This is a genomic window from Pseudonocardia sp. DxW (genome assembly GCF_058448985.1).
The window spans coordinates 203,676-228,534 of the sequence record NZ_JBZFLK010000001.1 but is presented as its reverse complement, the minus strand read 5'-3'; the positions used below and the strand labels follow the sequence as shown (position 1 = coordinate 228,534).

Below are 24,859 nucleotides of genomic sequence, written 5' to 3'. Positions count from 1 at the left end.
TCAGAACGGTGCCTCGGCGGTGCCCTGGGCGAGCCGCGCGGCCAGTCCGGGAGCACGCAGCAACGCGAGCACTCCCGGGCCGCGCCGGCCGCGCCCGCCTGCGCCGTCCGGACCGGGCCCGCCGGCCCCGCCCGGGCCGCGTGCGGAGGGGCCTGCCGGCTCCGGCTCGGACCGGTGGACGTGGCCGGACGGAGTGGTCCACTCGGTGGTCCCGTCCGGCATCAGCACGGTGCGCCATCCGGGCAGGTGCTTGAGGACGTGGTGCGAACGGCACAGTGGATGCAGGTTGTCGGCGCTCGTCGGGCCGGCGCCGGTCCGCGGATCGTGCGGGACCACATGGTCGAGATCGCACCGATGTGCCGGCACCCGGCATCCCGGATGTGCGCATCTGCCGTGCCGGGCACGGACCAGCTCGGCCAGGGCGGCGCCCGGCCGGTACGCGGTGGTGTCCCGGTGCACGACGTGCCCGGCCGGATCGGTCAGCAGCCGGTACCAGACGCAGGCCGGATCGAAGGCCAGCGCGCGGGCGTCCGAGACGGGGAGCGGCCCGTACCCGGCGAGCTCGGCCGGTCCCTCGGACCGGCCGAGGAGCGCCTCGAGCGGGACGGTGACGTTGATCCGGACGGACACCGAGTTGCGGACGGGGTCGTAGCCGCCGGAGGGTGCGGCGGCCGGCCCGGCGCTGCCCGGTCCGGTGCTGCCCGGTCCGGCGCTGCCCGGTTCTGTTCCGGCCGGGTCGGCGCCGCTCGTGGTGGCAGCGCCGCCCGGTCGGCTCGCCGTGGTGCCGGCCCCCGGGCCGGGCCATCCCGTCTCGCGCAGGACGAGATCGGTCAGCACGTCGGTCCGGCGCTGGTCCATCGTGCGGGGATCGGAGCTCCCGCACCGGCGGGCGTGCTCGTCGAGCACGGCGTAGACACCCACCGCGGCCGCGGCCGGGAGGAACACCCGCAGTGTCGCCATCCCCTGCGGCTCGGCCTGCAGCTCGACCGACCGCGAGCGGATCGCCCGGTCCCGGCGCCGCGCCGGGAGCTCACGATCGGCGAGCGCCGTCAGGAAACGGTCGATCGCGACCCGCAGCTGCCCGACCGTCTGTCGTGGGGCGGCCGGGAGCACCGCGGCCTGGAGCCGCGCGGCCTGCTCGTCGGTCAGGTCGGCGGTGCCGTCGAGGATCTTCCTGGCCTTCACCGGGGTCAGCAGCCCGGCCCTGGCCAGCTCGGTGGTGGGGCCGTGCACCGGCTCGTGCAGACGGCGGGCGTGCTCGAGGCGCCGCAGCATCGCGGCACCGGTGAGATGCAGCATCAGCTGGATCTCGGCCGTCGCCGACCGGGAGGCGTGACCGACCGTGTCGAAGGGCCCCGGGGGTCCGTCGGCCGGATCCCGATCGGTGAGGAGCCGGGCCATCGCGGCCTCCGCGTCGGTGACGAAGGAGGCCATCTCGGCATCCTGAACCGTCTGCAGCCAGCCGATGACGCGCTCGAGGGCACCGATGCGCTCCAGGCGCTCGGCGCCGCTCGCGGACCGGTCGGGTGGTCGCGCCAGGACCGTGACGAGCGCGGGACCGGGGATGCGCTCGGAGAGGCGGACGGGCCCGGTCACGGTGGTGGTGAGGGTGGCCGGGGACGCACCGGTGTCGGCATCACCGCAGGCAGTCGCCATGTCGTCGAACATATGGTCGATTCTGGCGGGTGGGACCGACAGTTTCGCGACGATGTGACGACCTGTGGACAACTCGGGGGTTCTTCACTCGGATGGAGTACGAGTTTCTCCCGGTGTCGTCCGCCCGGACGTGTGAACCGGCCGGCGGGAGCCTCTCGCTAGGCTCCCGCCGTGAGATCCGCCCGCCTGCTGGACGTCGTGGGCACCGCCGTGCGGCTCGGTCTGGCGGTCGTGTGGCTGGTGTCCGGTGGCGCCAAGCTGGCCGATCCGTTGCAGGCGGCGGTCGCCGTCGACGCGTACGAGATCCTGCCTGCGGGTGCCGTGCCGGTCGTCGCGACCGTGCTGCCGCTGCTGGAGCTGGCGCTCGGCGCGCTGCTGCTGCTCGGCGTCGGCACCCGGCTGGTCGGGGTGGTCAGCGCGCTGCTGCTGCTCGGGTTCGTCGCCGGTCTGGTGCAGGCGTGGGTCCGCGGCCTGTCCATCGACTGCGGGTGTTTCGGTGGCGGCGGACCGGTGGAACCGGGGGAGGAGCGGTACCTCTCGTCGCTGTTGCGCGATCTCGGCTTCCTGGCGCTCGCGCTGTGGGTGTCGGTGCGTCCGCGCACGTTGCTGGCGGTGGACCGGATCTGGGACGGAGGTGGACCTATGAGCGACGCGGACGGTGACCGGGTGCCCGACGAGACGGTGGTCGGTCGGCGCGAACCCGACTCGGGGCCGGATGTCGACGGCACCGCGGTCGACGACTGGCCGGGTGCGGACACGGCGGATCCGGAGCATGCGGGGGACGACCGGGGCAGGTGACCGGCCGGTGCGGCCCAGGTGAGCAGAGCAGCGGCCGGGTCGGTGCAGGCCGGTAGCGCCGGCCGGCGGGCGGGCCCGGCGGGTGAGCCTGATGGGTGAGCCTGGTGGGTGAGCCCAGTGGGTGAGCAGAGCAGTGACCGGGTGGGTGCGGGCGGGCAGAGCAGAGCCGGTAGGTGAGCAGAGCCGGTGGGACGCCGGTGGGTCCGGGAGCGGCGGGCGCGGTACCGGCCCGGTGGTGAGCAGAGCAGGAGCGGGTCCGGACCGGAACCGGGCGGGGGACCCCGACCGGCCGGCCCCCGGGACCGGTGACACGTCCGGTGCGAACCGGCGGCACGAAGGGGAACAGCGATGGGACAGTCGGAGCGGGAGCGGCGGGCAGCCGCACAGGCACGGCTGCAGGCGGCCGGGATCACCCCGCCGAAGAAGTCCGGCGGCGCCACCCGCGGCCTGGTGATCGGCGCCGTGGTCCTGGTGTTCGCGGTGGTCACGGGCCTCTACCTGGCGTGGCAGAGCTACACCGCCGGTGCCGAGCCCGCGTACCCGGTCGCCCGGGACGGCGCCGTGGTCAGGGCGGGCGACCAGGCCGCGCCGGTCACCGTCGACGTCTACGAGGACTACCTCTGCCCGACCTGCCAGCAGTTCGAGCGCATCTACCGCGACCAGCTCACCCGGGCCATGAACGACGGCACGATCAAGGTCAACTATCACACGATCGCCATCCTGGACGACCGCTCGACACCCCCCGGCTACTCCACCCGGGCCGGCAACGCGGCGCTCTGCGCGGTCGACGCCGGGATCTACCCGGCGTACCACTCCCGGCTCTACGTCGACCAGCCGCGCCAGGGCACCGCGGGCCTGTCGGTCGAGCAGCTGACCGCACTCGGCACCGAGCTGGGCGCGACCGGGGACTTCGGCGGATGTGTCGCGGGCCAGGCGGGGACGCAGTCGATCGTCGACGCGACGGAGGCGGCGATCGCGAACCCGGCGGCGGCCCCCGGTGGCCGGTTCGCCACCCCGACCGTGCTGGTGGACGGCCGGATGGCCGATCTCACCAACTCCGACTGGCTGTCGAACATCACCTGACCGTCACCCGCCCGACACCGGCCACCGGCTGACGCCGCTCACCGGGACGTCCGGACGGTGAACCAGGGCAGGAACCACTGGACCAGCGGTCCGACACCGAGCGCGTAGGCCACGGTCACCACGCCGAAGGTGCCACCGAGCAGCCATCCCGTGAGCACCACCGTCACCTCGATCCCGGTCCGCACCGCGCGCACCGAGCGCCCGGTGCGGGCCGCGAGGCCGGTCATCAGGCCGTCCCGCGGGCCGGCCCCGAGGCCGACCCCGATGTAGGCGGCCGTCGCGGCGGCGTTCAGCACGATCCCGGTGACCGCGAGCCCGGCCCGCGCCCAGAGCCCGTCCACCACCGGCACGACGGCGAGCGCGCCGTCGACCGCCAGCGCGATCACGACGACGTTGGCGAGGGTCCCGATACCCGGCCGCTCCCGCAGCGGGATCCACAGCAGCAGCACGACCACCCCGGTCACGGCGACGACGACACCGATCGAGAGGCCGGTGCGCAGCGCCAGGCCCTGGTGCAGCACGTCCCACGGCATCGAGCCCAGACCGGCGCGCATCATCAACGCCATCGAGAGCGCGTACCCGACCAGCCCGAGCACGAGCTGCACCAGCCGCCGGCGTCGCCGGGGCATCCGCAGCGACCACCGCGTGCCGCCCTTCCGTCCGATCGTCACGTCACGGCATCCTGCCCCTGAATTGGCGTGCCGTCTGCGATCCAATCGAGCAGAAGTGGACTGAAGAAGATGGACGGAATCGGGGCGGCCGCGCTGGCCGAGCTGTGCGGCGAGGTCCGGGGCGGGCGCGGGCCGGCGTACCGCACGCTCGCCGACGCGATCCGGGTCCTGGTCGGCGACGGACGGCTGCCGGCCGGCACCCGGCTCCCTGCCGAGCGGGCGTTCGCCGAACGGCTGCGGGTCAGCCGGGTCACCGTCACGCACGCCTACCGCGAGCTGCGCGAGGAGGGCTGGGCGGACGCGCGGCAGGGATCGGGCACCTGGGTCCGGCTCCCGGACGGCCCGGCCGGCGTCGACGGGGCCTGGGTGCCCGGCCCGCCCCGCGGCGGTGTCATCGACCTGGCGCACGCCGCCCCGGCCGCCCCGCCGGGCATGTCCGGGCTGGTGCAGCGGGCCGTGCGGCGGCTCGACGGCGAGCTGGCCGGGCACGGGTACGGCCCGGACGGCCTGCCCGAGCTGCGCGAGCGGATCGCCGCCCGGTTCACCGCCCGCGGCGTGCCCACCGATCCGGACCGGATCGTCGTCACCGGCGGCGCGCTGCACGCGATCGGGATCGCGGTCGCGGAGCTGACCGGCGCCGGCGACCGGGTGCTGGTCGAGCACCCGACCTACCCCTCCGCGCTGGACGTCCTCGCCGACGCCGGCGTCCGGCCGGTCCCGGTCGCGCCCGGGCCCGGCATCGAGGACGCGTTGCCGCGGGCCGCCCGGCAGACGGCCGCGCGGGCGGCGTACCTGATGGCGGACTTCCAGAACCCGACCGGCCGGCTGCTCGGCGACGACAGCCGCGCCCGGCTGCTGCACCGGCTCGCCCGGCAGGGGACCGTGGCGATCGTCGACGAGACGTTCGCCGAGCTGGACCTGCGGGAGGGGGTGCGCTCACCGCTGCCGTGCGCGGCGCACGCGCTGCGCGACGACGACGTCGTCACCGTCGGCGGGGCCAGCAAGATCGCCTGGGGCGGGTTGCGGCTGGGCTGGATCCGGGCGGCCCGGGAGCCCGCCGCGCGGATGCGGCGGCGGCTGGCCCGCGCCCAGATCGCGCAGCCCGTGCTCGAGCAGATGATCGCGGTCGAGGTGCTGGACGCGATCGACGGCATCCGGGCCGAGCGGACCGCCGAGCTGCGCCGGCGCCGGGACCGGCTGGTCGGCGAGCTCGCCGCGGTGCTGCCCGAGTGGCGCCCGGCCGTCCCCGACGGTGGTCTGGTGCTCTGGTGTGACCTCGGCGCGGAGCTGTCGACGGCGTTGACGGCCGTCGCGCCGCGGCACGGCCTGACGCTGGCGCCGGGCCCGAGGTTCGGCACCGGCCACGCTTTCGAGGACCGGCTCCGGCTGCCCTTCACCCATCCCGGGCCGGTGCTCGCCGAGGCGGTCCGGCGGCTCCGCCGGGCACACGACGAGATCGCCGGGACGTCCGCCGGTGCCGGACGTCCGGCCGGGCCGGCACCCGTCGTCGTGTAGCGGTCAGCCCAGGTCCGCGGCGCCGGCCTCGACCAGCTCGCCGACCGGGGCGTCGATGTCCAGGGTGGTGCCCGCCTCCCCGGCGGCGAGCGGCTCGAGCGTGTCGAGCTGGGAGGTGAGCAGTCCAGGCGGCATGAAGTGCCCGGCGCGCCCGCCCATCCGGGCGGTGAGGACCTCGCGCCCGCCCACCAGGTGCAGGAAGGCGGTGCGCGGGGCGTGCGCCCGGATCCGGTCCCGGTAGCTGCGGCGCAGCGCCGAGCAGGCGACGACCAGCCCGTCGTCGTCGTGGCCGGCCAGCTCGGCGCCGACGGCGTCCAGCCAGGGCCACCGGTCGTCGTCGGTGAGCGGGATACCGGAGCTCATCTTCGCGACGTTCGCCGGGGGGTGCAGGCCGTCGGCGTCGGTGAAGGCGAGGCAGAGCCGCTCGGCGAGCGCGGCGCCGACCGTGGACTTGCCCGATCCCGACACCCCCATCACCACGATCAACGGTGGTCGCTGGACGTCCTGCGGCTGGTGCGTCACTGCAGCGGCTCCTCGGGGTACGGCACCGGACGCGAGCCGGACTGCCCGGCCGGTACCGACCAGCCTGCGTCATAAGTAGTACTTATTCAAGATCGTATCGATTCAGATATGTTGAATGTGCGAGCATGCGGTGGATGATCGACGGGCGCGAGATCGGTGCGGGTCTGCACGCCGACGTCGTCGACCGGCTCGGGGCGCGCGTCGCGGGTGGCGGGATCCCGCCGGGCACCGTCCTGCGGGCCGACGAGCTGGGCGAACGCTACGGGGTCTCGCGGACCGTCGTGCGCGAGGCCGTGCGGGTCCTCGAGTCGATGGGACTGGTGCAGAGCCGCCGCCGGGTCGGGACGACGGTCGCCCCCCGCGAGCACTGGAACGTGCTCGATCCGCGGGTGATCCGCTGGCGGCTGGACGGGGCGGAGCGGGCCGGGCAGCTGCGCTCGCTGTCCGAGCTGCGGCACGGGATCGAGCCGGTCGCGGCGCTGCTCGCGGCCACCCGGGCGACCCCCGAGCAGTGCGGCGAGCTGGTCGGTGCGGTGATGGACATGACGGTGCACGGCCGCAGCGGCGATCTCGCCGCGTATCTGGGCGCCGACGTCCGGTTCCACCGGACCCTGCTCGCCGCGTCCGGCAACGAGATGCTCGCGGCGCTGGGCGACACGGTCGCGGAGGTGCTCGCCGGCCGGACCCGGCACCACCTGATGCCCGACCGGCCGGAGCCGGCGGCGATCCGGCTGCACGGCGACGTCGCCGACGCGGTCCGGTGCGGCGACGGCGCCGCCGCGGAGACGGCGATGCGGGCGATCCTGACCGAGGCCGCGTCGGCGATGAGGACGGACGGCATGGACAGCGGGGCGGCGCCGGATCAATGATTGTGATGAAGGGGAGCAGCGCCCGTAGCATTCGATCGTTCACGATCGATTCATTCGCGGGCCCTGCGTGCCGGGGCCGCGTCGCGGTGATGGCACCGGACGCACGACGGCGTCGAACGATTGATTGAGATGATCCCGCAATGTCCGTGCAGCACGTGACCGGAGAGCTGCAACGCCTCGGCATGTCCGGCTACGAGGCCAAGGCCTACGTGGCGCTGGTCCTCGCCGCCGAGCCGGTCAACGGCTACGAGGTGGCCAAGCGCTCCGGGGTTCCCCGGAGCACCGTGTACGAGACCCTCGGCAAGCTCGTCGGGCGCGGCGCGGCGTACGAGGTGCGCACCGACGACGACTCGGTCGGCTACGTCCCGCTCCCGCCGCGCTCGCTGCTGGAGCGGATGCGCCGCGAGTTCGACCGCACCATCCAGGTCCTGGAGGACGAGCTGCCCCGGCTGGCGACGCCGCCGCCGGTCCGGCTGGTGCACTCCCTCGCCGAGCGCAGCACCCTGCTCGAGCGGGCCGAGGACGTCGTCACCGCGGCCGAGGGCGAGCTGTACATGTCCGGCTGGCCCGACGACCTCGACGCGCTCACCCCGGGCGCCCGTCGCGCCGAGGAGCGCGGCGTCGCCGTGCGCCGGGTGGTGTTCGGTGACGACGGCGACCCGGTCGGCTGGACCACCGAGCACCGCTACTCCAGCCCGGAGGCGGTCGAGGAGAACCTGGGGCAGCGGCTGCTGGTCGTCGTCGCGGACCGCAGTCAGGCGGTGATCGGCGGACTGACCGCCGACCGCACCTGGGGGCTGTACACCGACGACCCGGCGGCCGTCCTGCTCGCCGTCGACTACGTGCGGCACGACATCGCGATGCACGTCGTGGCCGACCGCTACGCCGATCACGGGTTCGACGAGTTCTGGACCGGTGACCAGGCGCTGCGGCGGCTCCGCGGGACCGCCGGCCCGGACCGGGGGTGCACCGGCTGATCCGGTCCGGGCCCGCGGTTCCCGCCGACGACGTCGGGGCCGGCGCCGGCCTCCCGGCGCCGGGGGACCGGCCCGGGGCCGGAGTGTCACCGGCGACCGCCGGGCCGTCCGGGGAGGCCGCGGGGAGCGGGGGTGGACGGTCGTCCGAGGTCGGAGCGCGGTGGTGGCGGCACGCCGGCGGGCCCCCGCGGAACAGGCACCCCCCTGTCCGGGGCCGGGACGGCACCGTGTACTGTTCTGCATGTCGCAAGGGGCTGTGGCGCAGCTGGTAGCGCACTTGACTGGCAGTCAAGGGGTCAGGGGTTCGAATCCCCTCAGCTCCACCCTGATCGCAGGCCGGAACCAGCTCGATGGTTCCGGCCTCTGTGTTTCCGGCCCGTCCCGTGATTCCGGCCGGGGTGCCCGTCGGCGCCGGGTGTCGGCGGTGGTCCCGCGCCGGAGTGCTGACCGTCACGGCCGACGGGCTGAGCTTCGATCCGAGCGGGGCGGAGGCGTGGCTGCGCGCCGAACCGGTCCGGGTCCCTGCTGGCGACGTGCGGCGGTGGAGCCGGAGCCGGAACCTCCGCCGGCCCACGACATGGGGCGTGCACCGGGCGTGGCGCAAAGCGCGCGAGCAGTTCCGGACCTGGCTGTCGTCGCTGCATGTCCTCGGCATGTCGCTGTGGCTCCGCCGTCTTTCGGCCCGGTCCTGCTCTGGGACGACCAGCCGATCGGCACCGGCCGGATCGTCCTCGGCACCATCTTCACGGAGCCCGATTTCCGTGACTGCGCGCTGAACCGCTCCTCCGCCGACACCCGTTCCGGGAGCCCGAAGGACCTGGCCGTCACGAAGTTCCGCTCCTGGCTGCACGCGCTGTCCCGCGAGCCGGTGACGGAGCTCGGCGTCGACGATCCCGATCAGCTCGTCGCCCAGCTGGTGCTGCTGTTCGACAGCGCGAACGTCGCCGCGAACACCGGCTCCACCCGCACGGCCACCGGCTGCGCGAAGGCGATCGCGGAGGTGATCCTGCCCGGCTGACCCGCAGACGACCACCGGGCCGGCTCGCGCAGGTGCTGCGCGCGGTGCGGGCGTCCGGGGTCGCGTACTCCTACGAGGAGATGACGGTCGGCGCGGTCCCGGTGGCCGCTCCGGTGCCCGACGGCCGGAGATCGCACATCGGGGGCCGATCGGTGCCGTCCACCCGGTGCTCCTGCGGAACCCACCGGTCCCCGGACCGGCCGAACTGGACGATGCTCGGCGCACCCCCCGGCGCGCCGGTCCCGTCGCGGCGCAGCACCGTGTCGACGATCTGCCGGGCCATCACCCCGAGCTCGAGCAACGTCCGGTTCCGGTGCTTCCGCACGCCGAGATCGACCTGCGCGATGGCGTCCAGCCCGCGCCGGCGCAGGGTGTCGATCAGCAGGCCGATCTCGACGCCGTAGCCGGCCGCGAACGGCAACGACTCCAGCAGCTCGCGGGTGGCCGCGTACTCGCCGCCGAGCGGCTGGACCACCCCGGCCAGATCGGGCTGCAGGGCGGCCAGCAGCGGGCGCACGGTGAGCTCGGTGACCCGGCCGCCGCCGGTCGCGGCCTCGGTCCCCGCCAGCCGCAGCGGGCGCCGGTAGAAGCCCTTGACCAGGGCGATCCGGTCGTCCTGGAACAGCGGTTCGAGCAGCGAGCCGACGAGTGCGGCCGGGTCGGCCTCGACCAGGTCGGAGTCGACGAACACCAGGACGTCACCGGTGGTCGCGGCCAGCGAACGCCAGAGCACCTCGCCCTTGCCGGGGCGGACCGGCACGTCCGGCAGCGCCTCCTCACGGGTGACCACCCGGGCACCGGCGGCGGCCGCGACCTCGCGGGTGCGGTCGGTGGAGCCGGAGTCGACGACGACCACCTCGCCGACCAGCGGATCCGGGCCGCGGGTCAGCGGCACCAGCCCGGCGACGAGCGCGCCGACCGTGGCCTCCTCGTCGAGCGCCGGCAGCACCACCGAGACGGTCCGGCGGTGCCGGGACGCCCGCAGCCGGTCGACCGGCATCCCCGAGTCGTGCCAGGTCCGGCGGCTGAACCAGCTCCGGACGTGGTCGTCCACCGTGCAGTCCTCCTGGACGGGATGACGGGAGGGACGACGATCGTATCGGCGCGCGCCGCTCAGCCCGTCCGCCGGGCCCGGCGCCGGGCGAACCCGGCGTACCAGCGCAGGGTGTCCGGGTCGTCGACGGAGGCGATGTTCGCGGCCTTCTCCAGTGGCCGCCCGGCCAGCAGCTTCTTGATCGGGACCTCGAGCCGCTTGCCGCTGAGCGTGTGCGGCACGCCGGGCGCCTCGATGATCTCGTCCGGGACGTGCCGCGGGGTGAGCCGGGACCGCAGGGTGTCCACGACGGTGGCCCGCAGCGCGTCGTCGAGCACGTGCCCCTCGGCCGGGACGACGAACAGGCCGAGCCAGTAGCCGTCGTCGGGCTCCTCGACGCCGACGACCAGGGTCTCGGCGATCTCCGGGAGCGTCTCCAGCACGTCGTAGAAGTCGCTGCTGCCCAGCCGTACACCCTGCCGGTTCAGGGTGGAGTCGGACCGGCCGTGGATGGACACGTCGCCCTCGGGATGGAAGGTCACCCAGTCCCCGTGCCGCCAGACCCCGGGCCAGGTGTCGAAGTAGGACTCGGTGTAGCGCACCGCGTCCGGGTCGTTCCACAGGTACACCGGCATCGACGGCAGCGGCTGGGTGAGGACGAGGTCCCCGACCGTGCCGACCACCGGCCGCCCGTCCTCGTCCCAGGCGGCGCAGTCGACGCCGGCCAGCCGCCCGCCGATCCGGCCGACCCGCACCGGGGCGTACTCGTTGCCGCCGACGAACGCGCCGGAGATGTCGGTGCCGCCGCTGGTGGAGTCGATCCGCACGTGCGGGCCGACGTGCTCGAGGATCCAGTGGTAGCCCGCCGACGGCAGCGCCGAGCCGCTGACCATGACGTGCCGCAGCCGGCCCAGGTCGTGCTCGGACCGGGGCGACACCCCGGTGTTCGCGGTCGCGGTGACCACGGCGGCGCCGAGCAGCAGGAGGTCTGCGCGGGTGCGGGCGGCGACCTCGAACACGGCGCCCGCCGGGTGACCGGGGCTGCCCTCGTACAGCACGATCGTCGCGCCCCGGGTGAGCGCGCCGAGCTGCATGTTCCACAGTGCCCAGCCGGTGGAGGTGAAGGCGAACATCCGCTCGCCCTCGCGCAGGCCGCAGTACAGCCCGGCCCACCGGAGGCCCTCCAGGGTGATCCCGCCGTGCCCGTGCACCAGGCCCTTGGGCAGCCCCGTGGTGCCGGAGGTGAACAGCACCCAGAGCGGGTGCGAGAACTCGACCTGCGCGAACTCGAGCGGGGCGGGTTCGGCGAGCAGCTCGGCCCACGGCGTGCTGCCGTCCGGGGCGGGCCGGTCGGACAGGTACGGGACGTGCACCACGTGCCGGACCGTGGGCAGGTTCGCCCGCAGCTGCGCGACGACGTCGCCGCGGTCGATCTCGCGGCCGTTCCAGTGGTACCCGTCGGCGGCGACGAGCACGGTCGGCTCCAGCTGGGCCAGCCGCCCGATCGTCCCGTCGGCGCCGAAGTCGGGGGAGCAGCACGCCCACACCGCCCCGACGGCGGCCGTGGCGAGCACGCCGATCACCGCGTGCTCGGTGTCGGGCAGGTAGGCGGCGACCCGGTCCCCGGGCCGCACCCCGGCCCGGCGCAGCCAGGCCGCGGCCGCGGCGACCGAGCCGCGCAGCTCGCCCCAGGTGATCTCCCGGGCGGGCCCGCCGCCCTCCTGCACGCACACCAGCGCGGCGGCGTCGTCGGCCCCGTGGCGCAGCGCGTGCCGCGCCCAGTTCAGCCGGGCCCCGGTGAACCAGCGGGTGTGCGGCATCGGATCGGCGGTCCGCACCTGCGTCCACGGCGTGGACAGCTCGACCCGGTAGTACTCGACGACGGTGGCCCAGAACCGGTCGACGTCCGCGACCGACCACTCCCAGAGGGCGTCGTGGTCGGGGAAGTCCCGGCCCTCGCGCTCCTGCAGCCAGTCGAGGAATCCGCGCAGCGCGGACGACTCGACGCGGGCGTCGGACGGGCTCCACAGGATGTCGGTCATCCTCGGAACATAGGGCTGCGACGCCGTCCGACGGCCCCGGTTGAGAAAGCGTTGAGATCCACATGACGCGGGGTTGAGCGGACCGCGGGAAGGTCGGACCTGCATCCGCGTGCGCCGGTCCCGCAGGCCCGGACCGGGCGCCGACGACGACGTGTCGAGGGGACCGACCGATGAAGCTCGCTCTCTACCTGCCCAACTTCCGCGACCACGTCACGGTGAAGGAGCTGGAGGACCTGACCGTCCTCGCCGAGGACCTGGACTTCGACTCGGTCTGGACGCTGGACCGGATCATCGTCCCGGAGAGCTCGGACCGCCTGGAGCTGCAGTACCCGTTCGGCATGATGGACGACCTGCCCAGGGGGCTGCCGGTGGTCGCGGCCGGCAAGTGGTTCCAGGGCATGACGCTGATCCCGTGGCTCGCCGCGAAGACCGAGAAGGTCCGGATCGGCATGAGCATCATCGACACCCCCTACCGCTCGCCGGGCGTGCTGGCCGCCGAGCTCGCCACCCAGGACCACCTCGCGAACGGCAGGCTGAACGTCGGCGTCGGCTCCGGCTGGATGCCCGAGGAGTTCGCCGCCGCCAGCGCCGCGCACCTGTTCCCGCGCCGGCACGCGCACGTCCGCGAGACGATCGAGATCATGCAGGGCATCTGGTCGAACGAGCTGTTCGAGTACCACGGCGAGTTCGCCGACTTCCCGCTGTCCGGCTTCGGCCACAAGCCGGTCCAGCAGCCCGGGCCGCCGATCTTCTTCTCCGGCCTGAAGGACCCGAAGCGCTCGGCGAAGCGGATCGCCAAGTACGGCCTGCAGGGCTGGATCGGCATCCAGGACTCACCCGAGGACATCCGCCGCTGGAAGGGCGAGATGGAGCGCGAGCTGGGCGAGCTCGGCCGCGGCTTCCCGGACGGCTTCGAGATGTGCAGCATGATCTGGTTCGTCATCACCGACGAGCCGATGGACCAGACCCCGGCGGGCAAGGCGACGAACCTGCTGGCCGGCAACGCCCAGCAGATCGAGGACATGCTGAAGCGCTACAAGGAGGCCGGGATGACGATGCCGCTGCTGTGGCCGCCGTTCCGCGACGTCCCGACCAGCAAGACCCTCGACGACCTCAAGCGGCTGAACGAGGAGATCCTGCCGAAGGTCAACGCGAGCTGAGCACCGGCCTCGCAGCGGCCGGCGGGGTGGCTCACCGGAGCCCCCGCCGGCCGACCAGGATCGCGAACACCGCCTGGACGACGACGTAGCCGACGACGAACGGCAGCATCACCAGCGCCGGGTGCGCCGTGCCGGGATCGGGCAGCGGCACCAGCCAGGCGAAGCCGACGACCAGGCCCGAGTTGAGCAGCGAGAGCCGCGCGTAGCCGAACCCGTCGCCGTCGGCCTGGCGCCGGGCGAGCTCGAACACCACCATCAGCCGGAACAGCACGCCGACCAGCAGCGCCGCGAGGACCGGCGCGCCGACGGTGTAGCCCTCGCCGAGCACCCGCAACACCGGCCACCCGAGTGCCGCGCCGAGCACGAGCAGCGGGACGAACACCGTCAGCATCCGGCGGCGGGTGGACCGGGCGAGGTCGGCGGCCCGGTGCGGCTCGCGGGCGGTCTGCACGGCCAGCGAGTTCGTGAAGAACACCGCGGCGGTGTCGACGACGACGGTCGCCTGCCAGGCGATGAAGAAGACCGCGCCGATCTCGTTGCCCATCCGGAAGTTCGCGAGCAGCGGGATCTGGTTGTAGAGCAGCACCGCGCCGAACTGGGCCACCGCGGTCGGCGCGAGGAACGCGGCCATCGAGGCCCGGTCCGGCAGGGTCCCCGCGTCGCCCGCGGCGGCGAACCGGCGCACCACGAACCAGAGCACGACGGTGCCCACGGCGATCCACAGCACCACCGGGACCACCCAGGACAGCACCATCCCCTGCGCGGCGAGGCCGCCGCCGAGCGCGGCCAGCAGCCCGATCCGGGCGATCGCGAAGGTGCCGCTGCGCCAGACCGCGAGCCACGGCCGGCCGACAGCGACCAGCACGAAGTCGTGGACGACGAACACGCCCCAGCCGGCGCAGCCGAGCACGAGCAGCAGCAGTCCCCAGCCGAACGGGGCGTCACCGGCGGCGATCTCGGCGACCCGCGGGACGACGAGCCCGTAACCGAGGCCCACCAGCCCGGACAGCGGCATGATCAGGAGCAGGCTGCCGAACACCAGGCGGACCGACCTGCGCCCGGCGCCCGGGAGCCAGCGCATGAGCCCGATCCCGAGGTTGAGCTGGGCGGCGCCGCCGATCAGCTGCATCGCCGAGACGAACTCGGTGGCCCGGCCGACCTCGTCCTGCGGCATCAGCCAGGCGGCGATCACGAAGCCGAGCAGCCCGGCGACGGAGTTGAACGCCGACGTCAGGGTCAGGGCGAGCGAGTCACCGGGCCCGCCGCCGCCGCGCTGCTCGACGGCCGGGGGCGGGGGAGGCACGGAGCGTGACGCTACGGGAGGGCGCGGGACCGCGACCGTGACCCCGCGGCGGTGTGCGCCGGTCCCGCCCCGCCCGGCCCGGCCGGGGAGCGCGCACCCGGCCCGCACGCGTCGGTGACCTGGGTCACTGGCGGTTGAGTGTGCCGCGACGGCATCGACTCTCCTGGTTCCCGGATCACCGCGACGAAGGGGAGGACGAATGTCCATGACCGGACGACAGGACGACACACGGCCGGACGACGAGGCCGGCACGGGACCGCTGCCCGTCGTCGGGCAGGCGGGTCAGGCCGGGCAGAGCCGGCCGGGCGGCCGGGCCGGGGCGAAGGACCCGGCCGAGATGACCCTGCTCGACCACATGGGCGGCCCGATGGGGTTCGTCTACTCGGCGATCCCGGTCGTCGTGTTCGTCACCGCGAACGCGTTCCTGTCGCTGTCGCTGACGATCGGGATCTCGGTCGGATCGGGCCTGGCGCTGTTCGGCTACCGGCTGCTGCGCGGTGAGCGCTTCGCGCAGGCCGTCGGCAGCCTGCTCGGGGTCGTGCTCGCCTCCGCGCTGGTCGCGGTCACCGGATCGGCACGGGACTTCTTCGCGATCGGGATCTGGGTCTCGCTCGCCGGTTTCGTGTTCACCCTCGGGACCGTGCTGGCCCGGCGGCCGATCACCGGGGTGGTGTGGAACCTGGTGCACGGCGGCACCCACGACTGGCGGGCCGACCGGCCCACCCTGCGCGCACACGACATCGCGACGCTGGCCGCGGCGCTCGTCCTCGGCTCCCGGTTCGCGATCCAGCAGTGGCTCTACGTCACCGAGGCCACGACCGGGCTGGGCGTCGCCCGGGTGGTGATGGGCACCCCGCTGACGATCGTGGCCGCACTCGTCGTCGTGTGGGCGTTCCGGCGTAGCACCAAGCGCCTCGTCCCGTCCGGCCGATGAGCGTCGCCGGTGTCCGGCGCAGCCCGGCGGTGTGGCTGACCTCGTACGGGCTGTCGTTGCTGGGCAGGGGCATCGCCGCGGTGGTGCTGCCCCTGCTGGTGCTCGACCGCACCGGCGACGTGCTCGCCGCGGGCGTGCTGGCATCGGTGTCGACGGCCGCGTCCGCGCTGACCGGGCTGGTCTCCGGGCTGCTGGTGGACCGGGTCGACCGGCGGACGGTGGCGGTGGCGTCGGACCTGCTCGCCGCGCTCGCGTTGGCCGCGCTGCCGCTGGTGGACCTGATGTGGGGGCTGAACCTGGCCTGGTTCCTGGTGTTCGGGGTGCTGCTCGCGATGATCCGGATACCGGGGATGACCGCCCAGGAGACGCTGCTGCCCGCACTGGTGCGGCTCGGCGGCACCGCCCCCGGCCGGCTGGAGCGGTGGATCGCGATCCGGGAGAACCTCGGCAACGTGCTGCTGCTCGCCGGGCCCGGCGCCGGTGGGCTGCTGATCGCGCTGCTCGGCCCGGCGCCGTCGGTGCTGTGGGTGACGGCCGTGTCGAGCGTGCTCGCCGCGGCGACGACGCTGCTGCTGGACCCGCGGGCCGGCCGGATCGCCGGCCGGGCCCGGCAGGCCGCGCGCGGCGCGCTGCGCGGGGCGATGTCGGACCTGGTCGCGTCGTGGCGGTTCCTCGCCCGCACCCGGCTGGTGCTCGGCACCACGCTGGTGTCGGCGGCGCTGGTGGCGGTGCTCGCGTCGCTGCAGACGACGGTGCTGCCCGCCTACTTCGTCGAGATGGACCTGCCCGCGCTGACCGGGCTGACGCTGAGCGCGCTGGCCGGCGGCGGCGTCGTCGGGTCGGCGCTGTACGCCGCGCTGGCCGGACGGGTGCCGCGCCGGGTGTGGTTCGTCGTCGGGATGATCGGGTTCGGTGTCGGGTTCGGGCTGGTCGGGAGCCTGGCCGCGCCCTGGCTGGTGCTCGCCGCCGCCGCGCTGGTGGGGCTCACCAACGCCCCGGTCGCCGCCATCCTGGGCGTGCTGACGATCGAGGCGACCCCGGACCCGATGCGCGGCCGGGTGCTGGGCGCCCAGAACACCCTGGTGCTGGCGGCGCCCGCGCTGACCGGTGCGCCGGTCGCCGCGGTCGCCTCGTTCGCCGGGCTGGGCGTCGCCGGGATCGTGCTGGCCGCCGTCGCGGCCGTCACCGCGGTGGTCGCGCTGGTCGCGCCGGCCTTCCGGCGGCTGGACGACCTGCCGGACCCGGACGACGCCGCGCCGGGCCCGGACGCGGGCACCGTTCCCCCGGTCCCGGCCGCGGGTTCCTGACGGCGGCCGCGGTACGCCGCCGTGCGCGCGCGGGCTTGACCATGCCGTCGGGGCACGGTGTGGGGTGGTGTCCATGGCCTGGAGCACCCGTGAGATCGCAGACCTGGCCGGCACCAGCCTCCGGGCGGTTCGGCACTACCACGAGGTCGGGCTCCTCGCCGAACCCGAGCGGCTCTCGAACGGCTACAAGCAGTACGGCGTCGTGCACCTGGTCCGGCTGCTGCGCATCAAGCGGCTCGTCGACCTGGGCTTCTCGCTCGGTCAGATCGCCGGGATGGGCGACGACGACCACCATCCCGCGCATGCGCTGCGCACCCTGGACGCCGAGCTCGCCTCGACCATCGAGCAGCTGCAGCGGGCCCGCGTCGAGCTCGCCCTGATCCTGCGCCACCGCACCTCCACCGATCTGCCGCCCGGGCTCGTCCCGACGGCCGGGATGTCCGAGGCGGACCGGTCGCTCGTCGCCGTCATGAGCCGGGTGCTCGGGTCGCAACGGCTGGACGCGTACACCGAGCTGCTGCGCTCCGCGACCTCCGACCCGACCGACGGCGAGTTCGACGAACTCCCCGCCGACGCCGACGCCGACGTCCGCAGCGATCTCGCCCGCCGGATGGCCCCGCACATCCGGCGGATCCGGAAGGAGCATCCGGGGGTCGGCGCACCGCTGTCCGGGGACCGGCCCGAGGACCGGCTGGCCGCGCGGACCGCGGCGACGGCGATGCAGGAGCTCTACAACCCGGCCCAGCTCGACGTGCTGCGCCGGGTCCGCGAGCTGATCGAGGACGCCTGACGCGGCCGGTGGTGGCTCCCCGCCCGGCTGGTGATGAGACGTGACCTGCACGGACGGTAGCTTCCCCGGTCGTGCGGCTGCGCGGCCGGACGACCGAGCTCCGAGCCTTGTCCCGGCTCCTGGACGCGGCCCGCGCCGGCACGAGCGGGGTCCTCGTCCTGCGCGGCGAGCCCGGGATCGGCAAGACCGCACTGCTGGACGCGGCGGTCGCCGCCGCCACCGGCATGCGGGTGCTCACCGTCACCGGGGTGGAGTCGGAGCGGGCGCTGGGCAACGGCGCGCTGCACCGGCTGACCGCCGGGCTCCTGGACCGCAGGCAGATCCTGCGCGAGCCGCAGCGGGCGGCCCTCGACGCCGCGCTCGGCCTGAGCCCTGGCCGGTCCGACCGCTTCCTGGTGTGCCTGGCGGTGCCGACGCTGCTCACCGACGCGGCGGGCGACGTCCCGCTGCTGTGCGTGTGCGACGACGCCCAGTGGCTCGATCACGAGTCGCTGCAGACGCTGACCTTCCTGGCCCGGCGGCTCGACGCCGACCCGGTTGTGCTGCTGTTCGGGGTGCGGGACACCGATCCGGCCGCCGGGGACCGGGTCCCGGAGCTGGACGGCCTCCCGGCGTTGCGGATCGGCGCGCTGCCCCCGGCGGAGGCCAGGGAGCTGGCCGTCGAGGCGGCGCAGCGCACTGGTGTCCCGCGCGCTGACCGAGACGCTCGCCGGCCGGCTGGACGACGCCGAGGTGCACCACGGGGAGGCGGGCGAGGTCGCCGCGGTCACCGGGGGAGCGCCCGACCTGCGCCGGGCGCACGACGCGCTGCTGCGGGCCCGGCGGGACGACGGCGCCGGGGTGCTCCGGGCCGCCGGCGCGCTCCCGCCCGCCGAGGGGGCACCGGTGGGCGGCGCCCAGGTGCAGCTGGTCCGGACCGCCCGGGCGGTGCTCGCGCTGGGGGCGGGCCGCTACGCGGACGCGGCGGCCGCGGCGCTCGAGGTCTACCGGGACGACCCGCCGTACTGGGGCCATCTCGCGCTGCCCGACCTGGTGGAGGGCGCCGTGCGCGGCGGGGACCGGGACGCCGCCCGCGCCGCGCTGGACCGGTTCGCGGTCCGGGCCCGCGGCACCGGGACGCCGTGGGCGCTGGGGCTGCTGGCCCGCAGCGCGGCGCTGCTCGCGGCGGCCGGTGACGCGGAGGCGCTGTACCGGGAGGCGGTGGACCGGCTGCGCGGCACCGTGGTGCGCACCGATCTCGCCCGGGCGCACCTGCTGTACGGCGAGTGGCTGCGGCGCAGGCGCCGGCGCACCGACGCCCGGCGCGAGCTGGCCGCCGCGCACGCGCTGTTCACGCAGATGGGGGCGCCGCGGTTCGCCGAGCGCGCCCGCACCGAGCTGGCCGCGGCCGGGGCGGCCACCCGGCCCGCCGCGGACCGGCCGGCCGCCGGACGCCCGGAGCCAACCCCGCAGGAGCACCGGATCGCCCGGCTGGCGGCGGCCGGGTCGACGAACTCGGAGGTCGCCGCTGAGCTGGTGATCAGCGCGAACACCGTCGAGTACCACCTGAGGAAGGTATTCGGGAAGATCGGCGTGCGGTCCCGCCGGGAGCTCGGGGCGGCCGGGTTCGGGAGCCCGTGAGCGGGCCGCCGGATCAGCCGCCGAGCAGGGTGTACAGCGCGCTGATCCGGCCGTCGGAGACCAGCACGACGTCGGTCCCGGTGACGACCGGATCGCCGCCCTCGGGGCCGAACCGCCAGTCGAGCACGCTCAGCCCGCCGGGGTTCTCGCGGACCTGCGCCAGGGCGAACCGGAACCCGGGCGCCCCGTCGAGCAGCGCGCCGGCCTTGGCTACGACGGCGGCGGGCCCGCGGACGGTCCCCTCGGGATCGTGGAAGGCCACGTCGGCGGTGTAGATCTCGTCGCCGGCCCGGGCCCGCGCGGCGGGATCGCGCTCGTCGAAGACCTCGAACAGGTTGCGCTGGGCGAGCTCGGCTGCGGAGGTCATGACGGTTCCCCTCGGTCGGCGGGCACCCTGGGCGGCGTGACCGGGCCGCACCATCCCAGGGCCGCGGCGGCCCGGTGTCAAGCGCCTCACCCGACCGAGCCTGTTAGCGTAAACATCCGGTGGTCACGGGGCCCGCCGGGACCTCGTCAAGGCGGTTGACTCAATACCTCTGCGAACGGCGAGGTCGTTGACACGATGAGTGTGAGCGCTAACAATCAAGCCCGGGCCGCCGCTCCGGCACGGTCCGGCAGCGGACGGCGACACGACGACGAGGTGGTGGGCGTGCACGAGCTCAGGGACTTCCCGCGCCGGGAGAAGCGGGCGGGCGCCACCCCGTGAGCGGCGTGCGGGCGCTGGTCGTCGAGCGACCCGGTGAGCTGCGGGTGGCCGACGCCGGCCGGGCCGGGCCGCTCGACCACGGCGAGGCCCTGGTGCGGGTCGCGTACGCCGGGATCTGCGGCTCGGACCGGGAGATCCTGGCCGGGACGCGGGCCCCCGGCTACGTCCGGTACCCGGTGGTGCCCGGGCACGAGTGGTCCGGGACCGTCATCGAGCTCGGGCCGGGGACCGATCCCCGGCTGCTCGGGCGCCGGGTCGTCGGCGAGGGCTTCCGCTACTGCGGCACCTGCGACGCCTGCCGCCGCGGCGAGACCAACCTGTGCCTGAGCGGGTACGACGAGACCGGCTTCACCCGCCCCGGCGCCTGCGCCGACGAGCTGCGGCTCCCGGCCCGGCTGCTGCACGTGCTGCCCGACGACGCCGACCTGCGCGGCGCCGCGCTCATCGAGCCCGCGGCCTGTATGGCCGAGGCGGTGCTCCAGGCCGCGCCGCTGCCCGGCGAGCGCGTCGCGGTGGTCGGCGGCGGGACGCTGGGACTGCTCGCCGTCCAGCTGCTGGCCGCGCACTCGCCGTCCGAGCTGCTGGTCGTCGATCCGCGGCCGCGCCCGGCGGCCGCCGCGGCCGGCGCGACCGGGGTCTGCCCGCCGGACCGGGCGGACGCCCGCGCCGGGACGTTCGACGTGGTCCTGGAGGCGGCCGGGGCCCGCGGGGCCGGCCGGCTGGCGGTCGGCCTCACCCGGCGCGGCGGCCGGGTGGTGCTGAGCGGGCTGCACGGCGGCGCCGACGACCTGCTGTCGCCGGCCGGGCTGGTCGAGGCCGCGGTGACGGTGCGTACGGTGTTCGGCGCGCCGTCGCGGGCTTGGTCGTACGCGGTCGCCGCGTTCGCCGACGGGCGGCTGCGGCCGGCGCCGCTGATCAGTGACGAGCTGGTGCTGGAGGACGCGGTGCGGGCGCTCGGCCCGTCCGCTCCGCTGCCGACCGGAAAGGTGTTGCTGCACCCGTGATGCCCGTGCCCGCACCCACCCGGCCCCCGCCCACCCGGCCCGCGCCCACCCGGCCGGCGCGCCGCATCGCCCCGGCCCGTGCCGCGGCGCCGGCGCACGGCGGGACGTCGTGACCCGCGAGCTGGTCGCCGAGCAGGTGACCGGCCCGGTGGCCGAGCACGGCGAGGGCCCGGTGTGGCACCCGTCGTTCGCCGGGGTGCGCTGGGTCGACATGCTCGCCGGCGACATCCTGGAGCTCGCCGGCGGCCGGGTGGGACGCACCCGCGTCGGCTCGGTCGCGGCGGCGTTCCGGCCGCGCCGCGACGGCGGCCTGGTGCTCGCCGACGAGCGCGGCTTCGTGCTGCTCGATCGCGAGCTGCGGGTGCAGCGGCGGCTCGGCGACCTGTGGGACGACCCCGGGCTCCGGATGAACGAGGGCGGCTGCGACCCGTCCGGCGCGTTCTGGTGCGGCTCGATGGCCTACGACACCCGGCCCGGCGCGGGCACCCTGTACCGGCTCGGGCCGGACCTGGCCGTCGAGCCCGCGCTGACCGGCGTCACGATCTCCAACGGGCTCGCGTTCACCCCGGACGGCAGGCGCGCCTACTACGTCGACACCCCGACCGGGCGGGTCGACGTGTTCGACGTCGATCCGTCCGCCGGTGCCGCCGGGCTGCACGACCGTCGGCCCGCCGCCGTCGTCGATCCGGCGGCCGGCCTGCCCGACGGCCTGGCCGTCGACTCCACCGGCGCCCTGTGGGTGGCGCTGTGGGGCGGCTCCGCGGTGCACCGCTACACGCCGGACGGGGTGCTGGACACCGTCGTCCGGCTCCCGGTGAGCCGGGTGACCGCGTGCACGTTCGGCGATCCCGATCTCGGCACGCTGTTCGTGACGACGTCGCGCCAGGCGCTCACCGCCGACGAGCTCGCCGCCCAGCCGGCGGCCGGGGCGCTGTTCGCGGTGCGCCCGGGGACGACCGGCACGCCGGTGGCCGAGTTCAGCGGCTGAGGCCGATCACGGGTCGCTACCCTCCGTCGGGGCGGCAGCGGGCGAGGAGGAACGGGCGATGGGTGAGCGGACCCGGCGCGGCCCGTCCATGTTCGACGTCGCCCGGGTCGCCGGGGTGTCGCACCAGACCGTGTCCCGGGTGCTGAACGCGCACCCGAACGTCCGCGAGGTGACCCGCACCCGGGTGCTCTCCGCGATCGACGAGCTCGGGTACCGGCCGAACCGGGCCGCCCGGACGCTGGTCACCGGCCGGGACCGGGTGCTCGGCGTCGTCGCCCCCGGCTCGACGCTGTTCGGCCCGGTCTCGCTGCTCGCCGCGTTCGAGGAGCAGGCGGTCAACGCCGGCTTCGGGGTCAGCGTGGTGCGGATCCGCACGCTGGACGGCACCTCGGTGCGCGAGGCCGTCGACCGGCACCTCGACGGCCAGGTCTCGGGCATCGTGGTGATCGCCCCGGTGGCGCCGGTGGCCGCCGCGCTCGACGAGCTGCCTCGGACCGTCCCGCTGGTCACGGTGGACGGCGACCCGGCCCGCCCGGGCGCGATGGCCACCGTCGACCAGGTCGAGGGCGGCCGGGTGGCGACCCGGCGGCTGCTGGAGGCCGGGCACCGCACCGTCTGGCACATCTCCGGGCCGCCGGACTGGTTCGACGCGGCCGGCCGGGCCGCAGGCTGGGAGGCCGAGCTGCGGGCCGCGGGCTGCGAGGTGCCGCCGGTGGTGCCGGGGGACTGGAGCCCGGACGCCGGGTACCGGGCCGGGCAGTTCCTCGGCCGGATGCCCGAGGTGACCGCGGTGTTCGCGGCGAACGACGCGATGGCCACCGGTCTGCTGCACGCCCTGCACGAGCGTGGCCGGTCGGTGCCCGGCGACATCAGCGTCGTCGGGTTCGACGACGTGCCGTCCTCGGCGCACCTCATCCCGCCGCTGACCACGGTCCGTCCGGACTTCGAGGCCGTGGCGCGGGCGGCGCTGGAGCTGCTGGTCGCCGGGGCCGACGGGGCCGCCGGTGCAGGTGGCGCCGGTGGTGCGGCGGGCGGCGGCGGTGCCGGTTCGGCCGGGGCCGACGGTCCCGGCGGCGCGCGCGACGTGGCCGGTGCTGCGGGCGCCGGTGCTGCGGGCGTCGGTGCTGCGGGCGCTGGTGCTGCGGCGGGCGCCGGTGACGCGCGCCGGGGCCCGGGCGGGGAGGCGGTCGCGCACCGCGGGGTGGTCCCGGTGCTGGTGGACCGGGACAGCGTCGGCCCGCCACCGGACTGAGCCCGGGCCGGAACGGCCTGCGGCGCGGGCCGGGTGGGCGTGAACCCGGCCGGCCCCGAACCTGCCGGCGCGACCCTCTCGCCCGCGTGGCCCCGGTTGCCTACTCTGGGGTACCGCCGCGCGCCCGCCCCCCGTCCCCGACACCGTTAGCGCTCACCCCGCCGACCCGCTGGAGCCGCGACGGCATTCGGTGCTGTCCAGCTTCCGGCGCATCTCACCTGCCTAGATCCACTTCGAAATTCGGTGATTCCCATCTCACGCGGTCTTTGTTAACGTTCACAGTCGACGAGCTGGAAGGCCAGCCGCCCGGCGCTCATCGCGCCGGGCGACATCTCGAAGAGGAGATCGCCCGTGTGGAAGAGAGTGCGCGCCGTCGCCGTCGGCGCTCTGCTGGTTGTGGGTCTGGCCGCGTGCGGCGGGGAGGGCGCCTCCGGTGGCGGGGGCGCGGGGACCGGTGCCTCCGCCGAGGACCTGCTGGTCGGCGTCGCGATGCCGACCCAGACCTCGGAGCGCTGGATCGCCGACGGCAACTCCGTGCGTGACCAGCTGAGCGAGGCCGGCTACCAGGTCGACCTGCAGTTCGCGAACGACGACATCCCGACCCAGTCGCAGCAGATCGACCAGATGATCACCCGCGGGGCCGATCTGCTGGTCGTCGCCGCGATCGACGGCACCGCGCTGTCCGGCCAGCTGCAGGCGGCCGCCGACGCCGGCATCCCGGTCATCTCCTACGACCGGCTGATCCGGGACACCGAGAACGTCGACTTCTACGTCACCTTCGACAACTTCCAGGTCGGCGTCGCCCAGGCGAACGCCCTGCTCACCGGCCTGGGCCTGCAGAACGAGGACGGCACGCCGGGCCCGGAGACCGGCCCGTTCGTGGTGGAGCTGTTCGCCGGCTCGCTGGACGACAACAACGCCTTCTTCTTCTACGACGGTGCGATGTCGGTGCTGCAGCCGCTGATCGACGACGGCACCCTGGTCGTCCGCAGCGGCCAGACCACCATCGAGCAGATCGCCACCCTGCGCTGGGCGCAGGAGACCGCGCAGCGCCGGATGGAGGACCTGCTCACCTCCGCCTACAGCGACGGGACGCCGGTCGCCGGCGTGCTCTCGCCCTACGACGGCATCTCCCGCGGCATCATCACCGCGCTGCAGAACGCCGGCTACGGCGGCCCGGACCGGCCGCTGCCGGTCGTCACCGGGCAGGACGCCGAGATCGCGTCGGTGAACCTGATCAGCCGCGGGGTGCAGAACTCGACGATCTTCAAGGACACCCGCGAGCTCGCCGCACAGGCCGTCGTCGCGGCCCAGGCATTCCTCGAGGGCGGTGTCCCGGAGGCCAACGACACCACCACCTACGACAACGGCGTCAAGGTCGTCCCGTCGTACCTGCTCCCGGTGCAGACGGTGTACCAGGAGAACATCCAGCAGGTGCTCGTCGACTCGGGGTACTACACCGCCGAGGACGTCGAGCGCGGCCAGCAGGGCTGATCCCGATCCCGGGTGCCCGGGCCGACACCCTCCCCGGCCCGGGCACCCGTCACCACGAAGCACGGAGGACCTCGTGCCCGATCACGAGCCGGCCGGTGAGCAGCCGGACACGATTCT

At 75.1% G+C, this 24,859-nt stretch carries 23 protein-coding genes, 1 tRNA gene and 1 pseudogene; 18 read left to right on the top strand and 7 right to left on the bottom strand.

What is annotated here, in order from left to right; translation table 11 throughout:
• Entirely contained in the window at nt 1-1,656 is a 1,656-nt protein-coding gene (locus ACVJO7_RS01090; RefSeq protein ID WP_491671325.1) for an HNH endonuclease signature motif containing protein, read from the bottom strand.
• Between the two features lie 171 nt (nt 1,657-1,827).
• Between ACVJO7_RS01090 and ACVJO7_RS01085 the strand changes: the two genes are divergently transcribed.
• Together ACVJO7_RS01085 and ACVJO7_RS01080 are read left to right on the top strand one after the other, a co-directional pair.
• The gene (locus ACVJO7_RS01085) at nt 1,828-2,454 is read left to right on the top strand and encodes a MauE/DoxX family redox-associated membrane protein (RefSeq protein WP_491671324.1); all 627 of its coding nucleotides are present in this window, start codon (nt 1,828-1,830) and stop codon (nt 2,452-2,454) included.
• Nucleotides 2,455-2,802: 348 nt separating this feature from the next.
• On the top strand, nt 2,803-3,537 hold the full coding sequence (locus ACVJO7_RS01080; RefSeq protein ID WP_491671323.1) for a DsbA family protein: 735 nt from the start codon (nt 2,803-2,805) through the stop codon (nt 3,535-3,537).
• Between the two features lie 38 nt (nt 3,538-3,575).
• On the opposite strand, the gene yczE is transcribed toward ACVJO7_RS01080, so the two are convergent.
• On the bottom strand, nt 3,576-4,166 hold the full coding sequence (gene yczE, locus ACVJO7_RS01075) for a membrane protein YczE (protein ID WP_344022812.1): 591 nt from the start codon (nt 4,164-4,166) through the stop codon (nt 3,576-3,578).
• A 111-nt stretch (nt 4,167-4,277) separates the two neighbouring features.
• Between yczE and yczR the strand changes: the two genes are divergently transcribed.
• Nucleotides 4,278-5,723 carry a MocR-like transcription factor YczR gene (gene yczR, locus ACVJO7_RS01070; protein WP_491671322.1) on the top strand — a complete coding sequence of 482 codons (1,446 nt, stop codon included), beginning with the start codon at nt 4,278-4,280 and terminating at the stop codon, nt 5,721-5,723.
• Nucleotides 5,724-5,726: 3 nt separating this feature from the next.
• Here the strand turns inward: yczR and ACVJO7_RS01065 are convergent, their stop codons facing one another.
• The gene (locus ACVJO7_RS01065) at nt 5,727-6,245 is read right to left on the bottom strand and encodes a gluconokinase (protein WP_491671321.1); all 519 of its coding nucleotides are present in this window, start codon (nt 6,243-6,245) and stop codon (nt 5,727-5,729) included.
• A 134-nt stretch (nt 6,246-6,379) separates the two neighbouring features.
• Here ACVJO7_RS01065 and ACVJO7_RS01060 point away from each other — a divergent pair, with 134 nt between their 5' ends.
• The 4 genes from ACVJO7_RS01060 (at nt 6,380) to ACVJO7_RS01045 (ending at nt 9,109) form a co-directional block, all read left to right on the top strand.
• Complete coding sequence (locus ACVJO7_RS01060; protein ID WP_491671320.1) at nt 6,380-7,114, top strand: FadR/GntR family transcriptional regulator; 735 nt, start codon at nt 6,380-6,382, stop codon at nt 7,112-7,114.
• A gap of 140 nt (nt 7,115-7,254) precedes the next feature.
• Nucleotides 7,255-8,091: a TrmB family transcriptional regulator gene (locus tag ACVJO7_RS01055; RefSeq protein WP_491671319.1), complete on the top strand. Its 837-nt coding sequence runs from the start codon at nt 7,255-7,257 to the stop codon at nt 8,089-8,091.
• Nucleotides 8,092-8,341: 250 nt separating this feature from the next.
• A tRNA-Ala gene (locus ACVJO7_RS01050) sits at nt 8,342-8,414 on the top strand.
• 338 nt (nt 8,415-8,752) lie between these two features.
• Entirely contained in the window at nt 8,753-9,109 is a 357-nt protein-coding gene (locus tag ACVJO7_RS01045; protein WP_491671318.1) for a hypothetical protein, read from the top strand.
• A 70-nt stretch (nt 9,110-9,179) separates the two neighbouring features.
• Here the strand turns inward: ACVJO7_RS01045 and ACVJO7_RS01040 are convergent, their stop codons facing one another.
• Both ACVJO7_RS01040 and ACVJO7_RS01035 read right to left on the bottom strand, forming a co-directional pair.
• Complete coding sequence (locus ACVJO7_RS01040; protein ID WP_491671317.1) at nt 9,180-10,163, bottom strand: glucosyl-3-phosphoglycerate synthase; 984 nt, start codon at nt 10,161-10,163, stop codon at nt 9,180-9,182.
• Between the two features lie 59 nt (nt 10,164-10,222).
• Nucleotides 10,223-12,184: an acetoacetate--CoA ligase gene (locus ACVJO7_RS01035; protein ID WP_491671316.1), complete on the bottom strand. Its 1,962-nt coding sequence runs from the start codon at nt 12,182-12,184 to the stop codon at nt 10,223-10,225.
• A 170-nt stretch (nt 12,185-12,354) separates the two neighbouring features.
• Between ACVJO7_RS01035 and ACVJO7_RS01030 the strand changes: the two genes are divergently transcribed.
• Nucleotides 12,355-13,344: an LLM class flavin-dependent oxidoreductase gene (locus tag ACVJO7_RS01030; protein ID WP_344022555.1), complete on the top strand. Its 990-nt coding sequence runs from the start codon at nt 12,355-12,357 to the stop codon at nt 13,342-13,344.
• Between the two features lie 31 nt (nt 13,345-13,375).
• Here the strand turns inward: ACVJO7_RS01030 and ACVJO7_RS01025 are convergent, their stop codons facing one another.
• Entirely contained in the window at nt 13,376-14,647 is a 1,272-nt protein-coding gene (locus tag ACVJO7_RS01025) for a lipopolysaccharide biosynthesis protein (protein ID WP_491671315.1), read from the bottom strand.
• Between the two features lie 205 nt (nt 14,648-14,852).
• On the opposite strand from ACVJO7_RS01025, the gene ACVJO7_RS01020 reads away from it, so the two are divergent.
• The 5 genes and pseudogenes from ACVJO7_RS01020 (at nt 14,853) to ACVJO7_RS01000 (ending at nt 19,298) form a co-directional block, all read left to right on the top strand.
• Nucleotides 14,853-15,581, top strand: a complete 729-nt coding sequence (locus tag ACVJO7_RS01020) for a DUF3159 domain-containing protein (protein ID WP_491671314.1) — start codon at nt 14,853-14,855, stop codon at nt 15,579-15,581.
• Nucleotides 15,578-16,888 (top strand): MFS transporter, encoded by a 1,311-nt coding sequence (locus tag ACVJO7_RS01015; protein ID WP_491671313.1) that lies wholly within the window; start codon nt 15,578-15,580, stop codon nt 16,886-16,888. Before ACVJO7_RS01020 ends, ACVJO7_RS01015 begins: the two co-directional genes overlap by 4 nt.
• Before the next feature lie 73 nt (nt 16,889-16,961).
• Nucleotides 16,962-17,678, top strand: coding sequence for a helix-turn-helix domain-containing protein (locus tag ACVJO7_RS01010; RefSeq protein WP_491671312.1), 717 nt, complete (start codon nt 16,962-16,964; stop codon nt 17,676-17,678).
• 71 nt (nt 17,679-17,749) lie between these two features.
• Nucleotides 17,750-18,211 (top strand): annotated as a pseudogene (locus ACVJO7_RS01005) (ATP-binding protein); the annotation flags it as partial.
• Between the two features lie 148 nt (nt 18,212-18,359).
• On the top strand, nt 18,360-19,298 hold the full coding sequence (locus ACVJO7_RS01000) for a helix-turn-helix transcriptional regulator (protein WP_491671311.1): 939 nt from the start codon (nt 18,360-18,362) through the stop codon (nt 19,296-19,298).
• 13 nt (nt 19,299-19,311) lie between these two features.
• Here ACVJO7_RS01000 and ACVJO7_RS00995 read toward each other — a convergent pair whose 3' ends face one another.
• Entirely contained in the window at nt 19,312-19,665 is a 354-nt protein-coding gene (locus ACVJO7_RS00995; RefSeq protein ID WP_491671310.1) for a nuclear transport factor 2 family protein, read from the bottom strand.
• A gap of 195 nt (nt 19,666-19,860) precedes the next feature.
• On the opposite strand from ACVJO7_RS00995, the gene ACVJO7_RS00990 reads away from it, so the two are divergent.
• From ACVJO7_RS00990 to chvE, 5 genes are all read left to right on the top strand, one after another.
• Entirely contained in the window at nt 19,861-20,004 is a 144-nt protein-coding gene (locus ACVJO7_RS00990) for a hypothetical protein (RefSeq protein WP_491671309.1), read from the top strand.
• Nucleotides 20,001-21,008: a zinc-dependent alcohol dehydrogenase gene (locus tag ACVJO7_RS00985; RefSeq protein ID WP_491671308.1), complete on the top strand. Its 1,008-nt coding sequence runs from the start codon at nt 20,001-20,003 to the stop codon at nt 21,006-21,008. Before ACVJO7_RS00990 ends, ACVJO7_RS00985 begins: the two co-directional genes overlap by 4 nt.
• A gap of 109 nt (nt 21,009-21,117) precedes the next feature.
• The gene (locus tag ACVJO7_RS00980; RefSeq protein ID WP_491671307.1) at nt 21,118-21,996 is read left to right on the top strand and encodes an SMP-30/gluconolactonase/LRE family protein; all 879 of its coding nucleotides are present in this window, start codon (nt 21,118-21,120) and stop codon (nt 21,994-21,996) included.
• A gap of 58 nt (nt 21,997-22,054) precedes the next feature.
• Nucleotides 22,055-23,248: a LacI family DNA-binding transcriptional regulator gene (locus tag ACVJO7_RS00975; RefSeq protein WP_491671306.1), complete on the top strand. Its 1,194-nt coding sequence runs from the start codon at nt 22,055-22,057 to the stop codon at nt 23,246-23,248.
• Nucleotides 23,249-23,599: 351 nt separating this feature from the next.
• Nucleotides 23,600-24,742, top strand: coding sequence for a multiple monosaccharide ABC transporter substrate-binding protein (gene chvE, locus ACVJO7_RS00970; RefSeq protein ID WP_344022578.1), 1,143 nt, complete (start codon nt 23,600-23,602; stop codon nt 24,740-24,742).
• Nucleotides 24,743-24,859 lie beyond the last annotated feature (117 nt).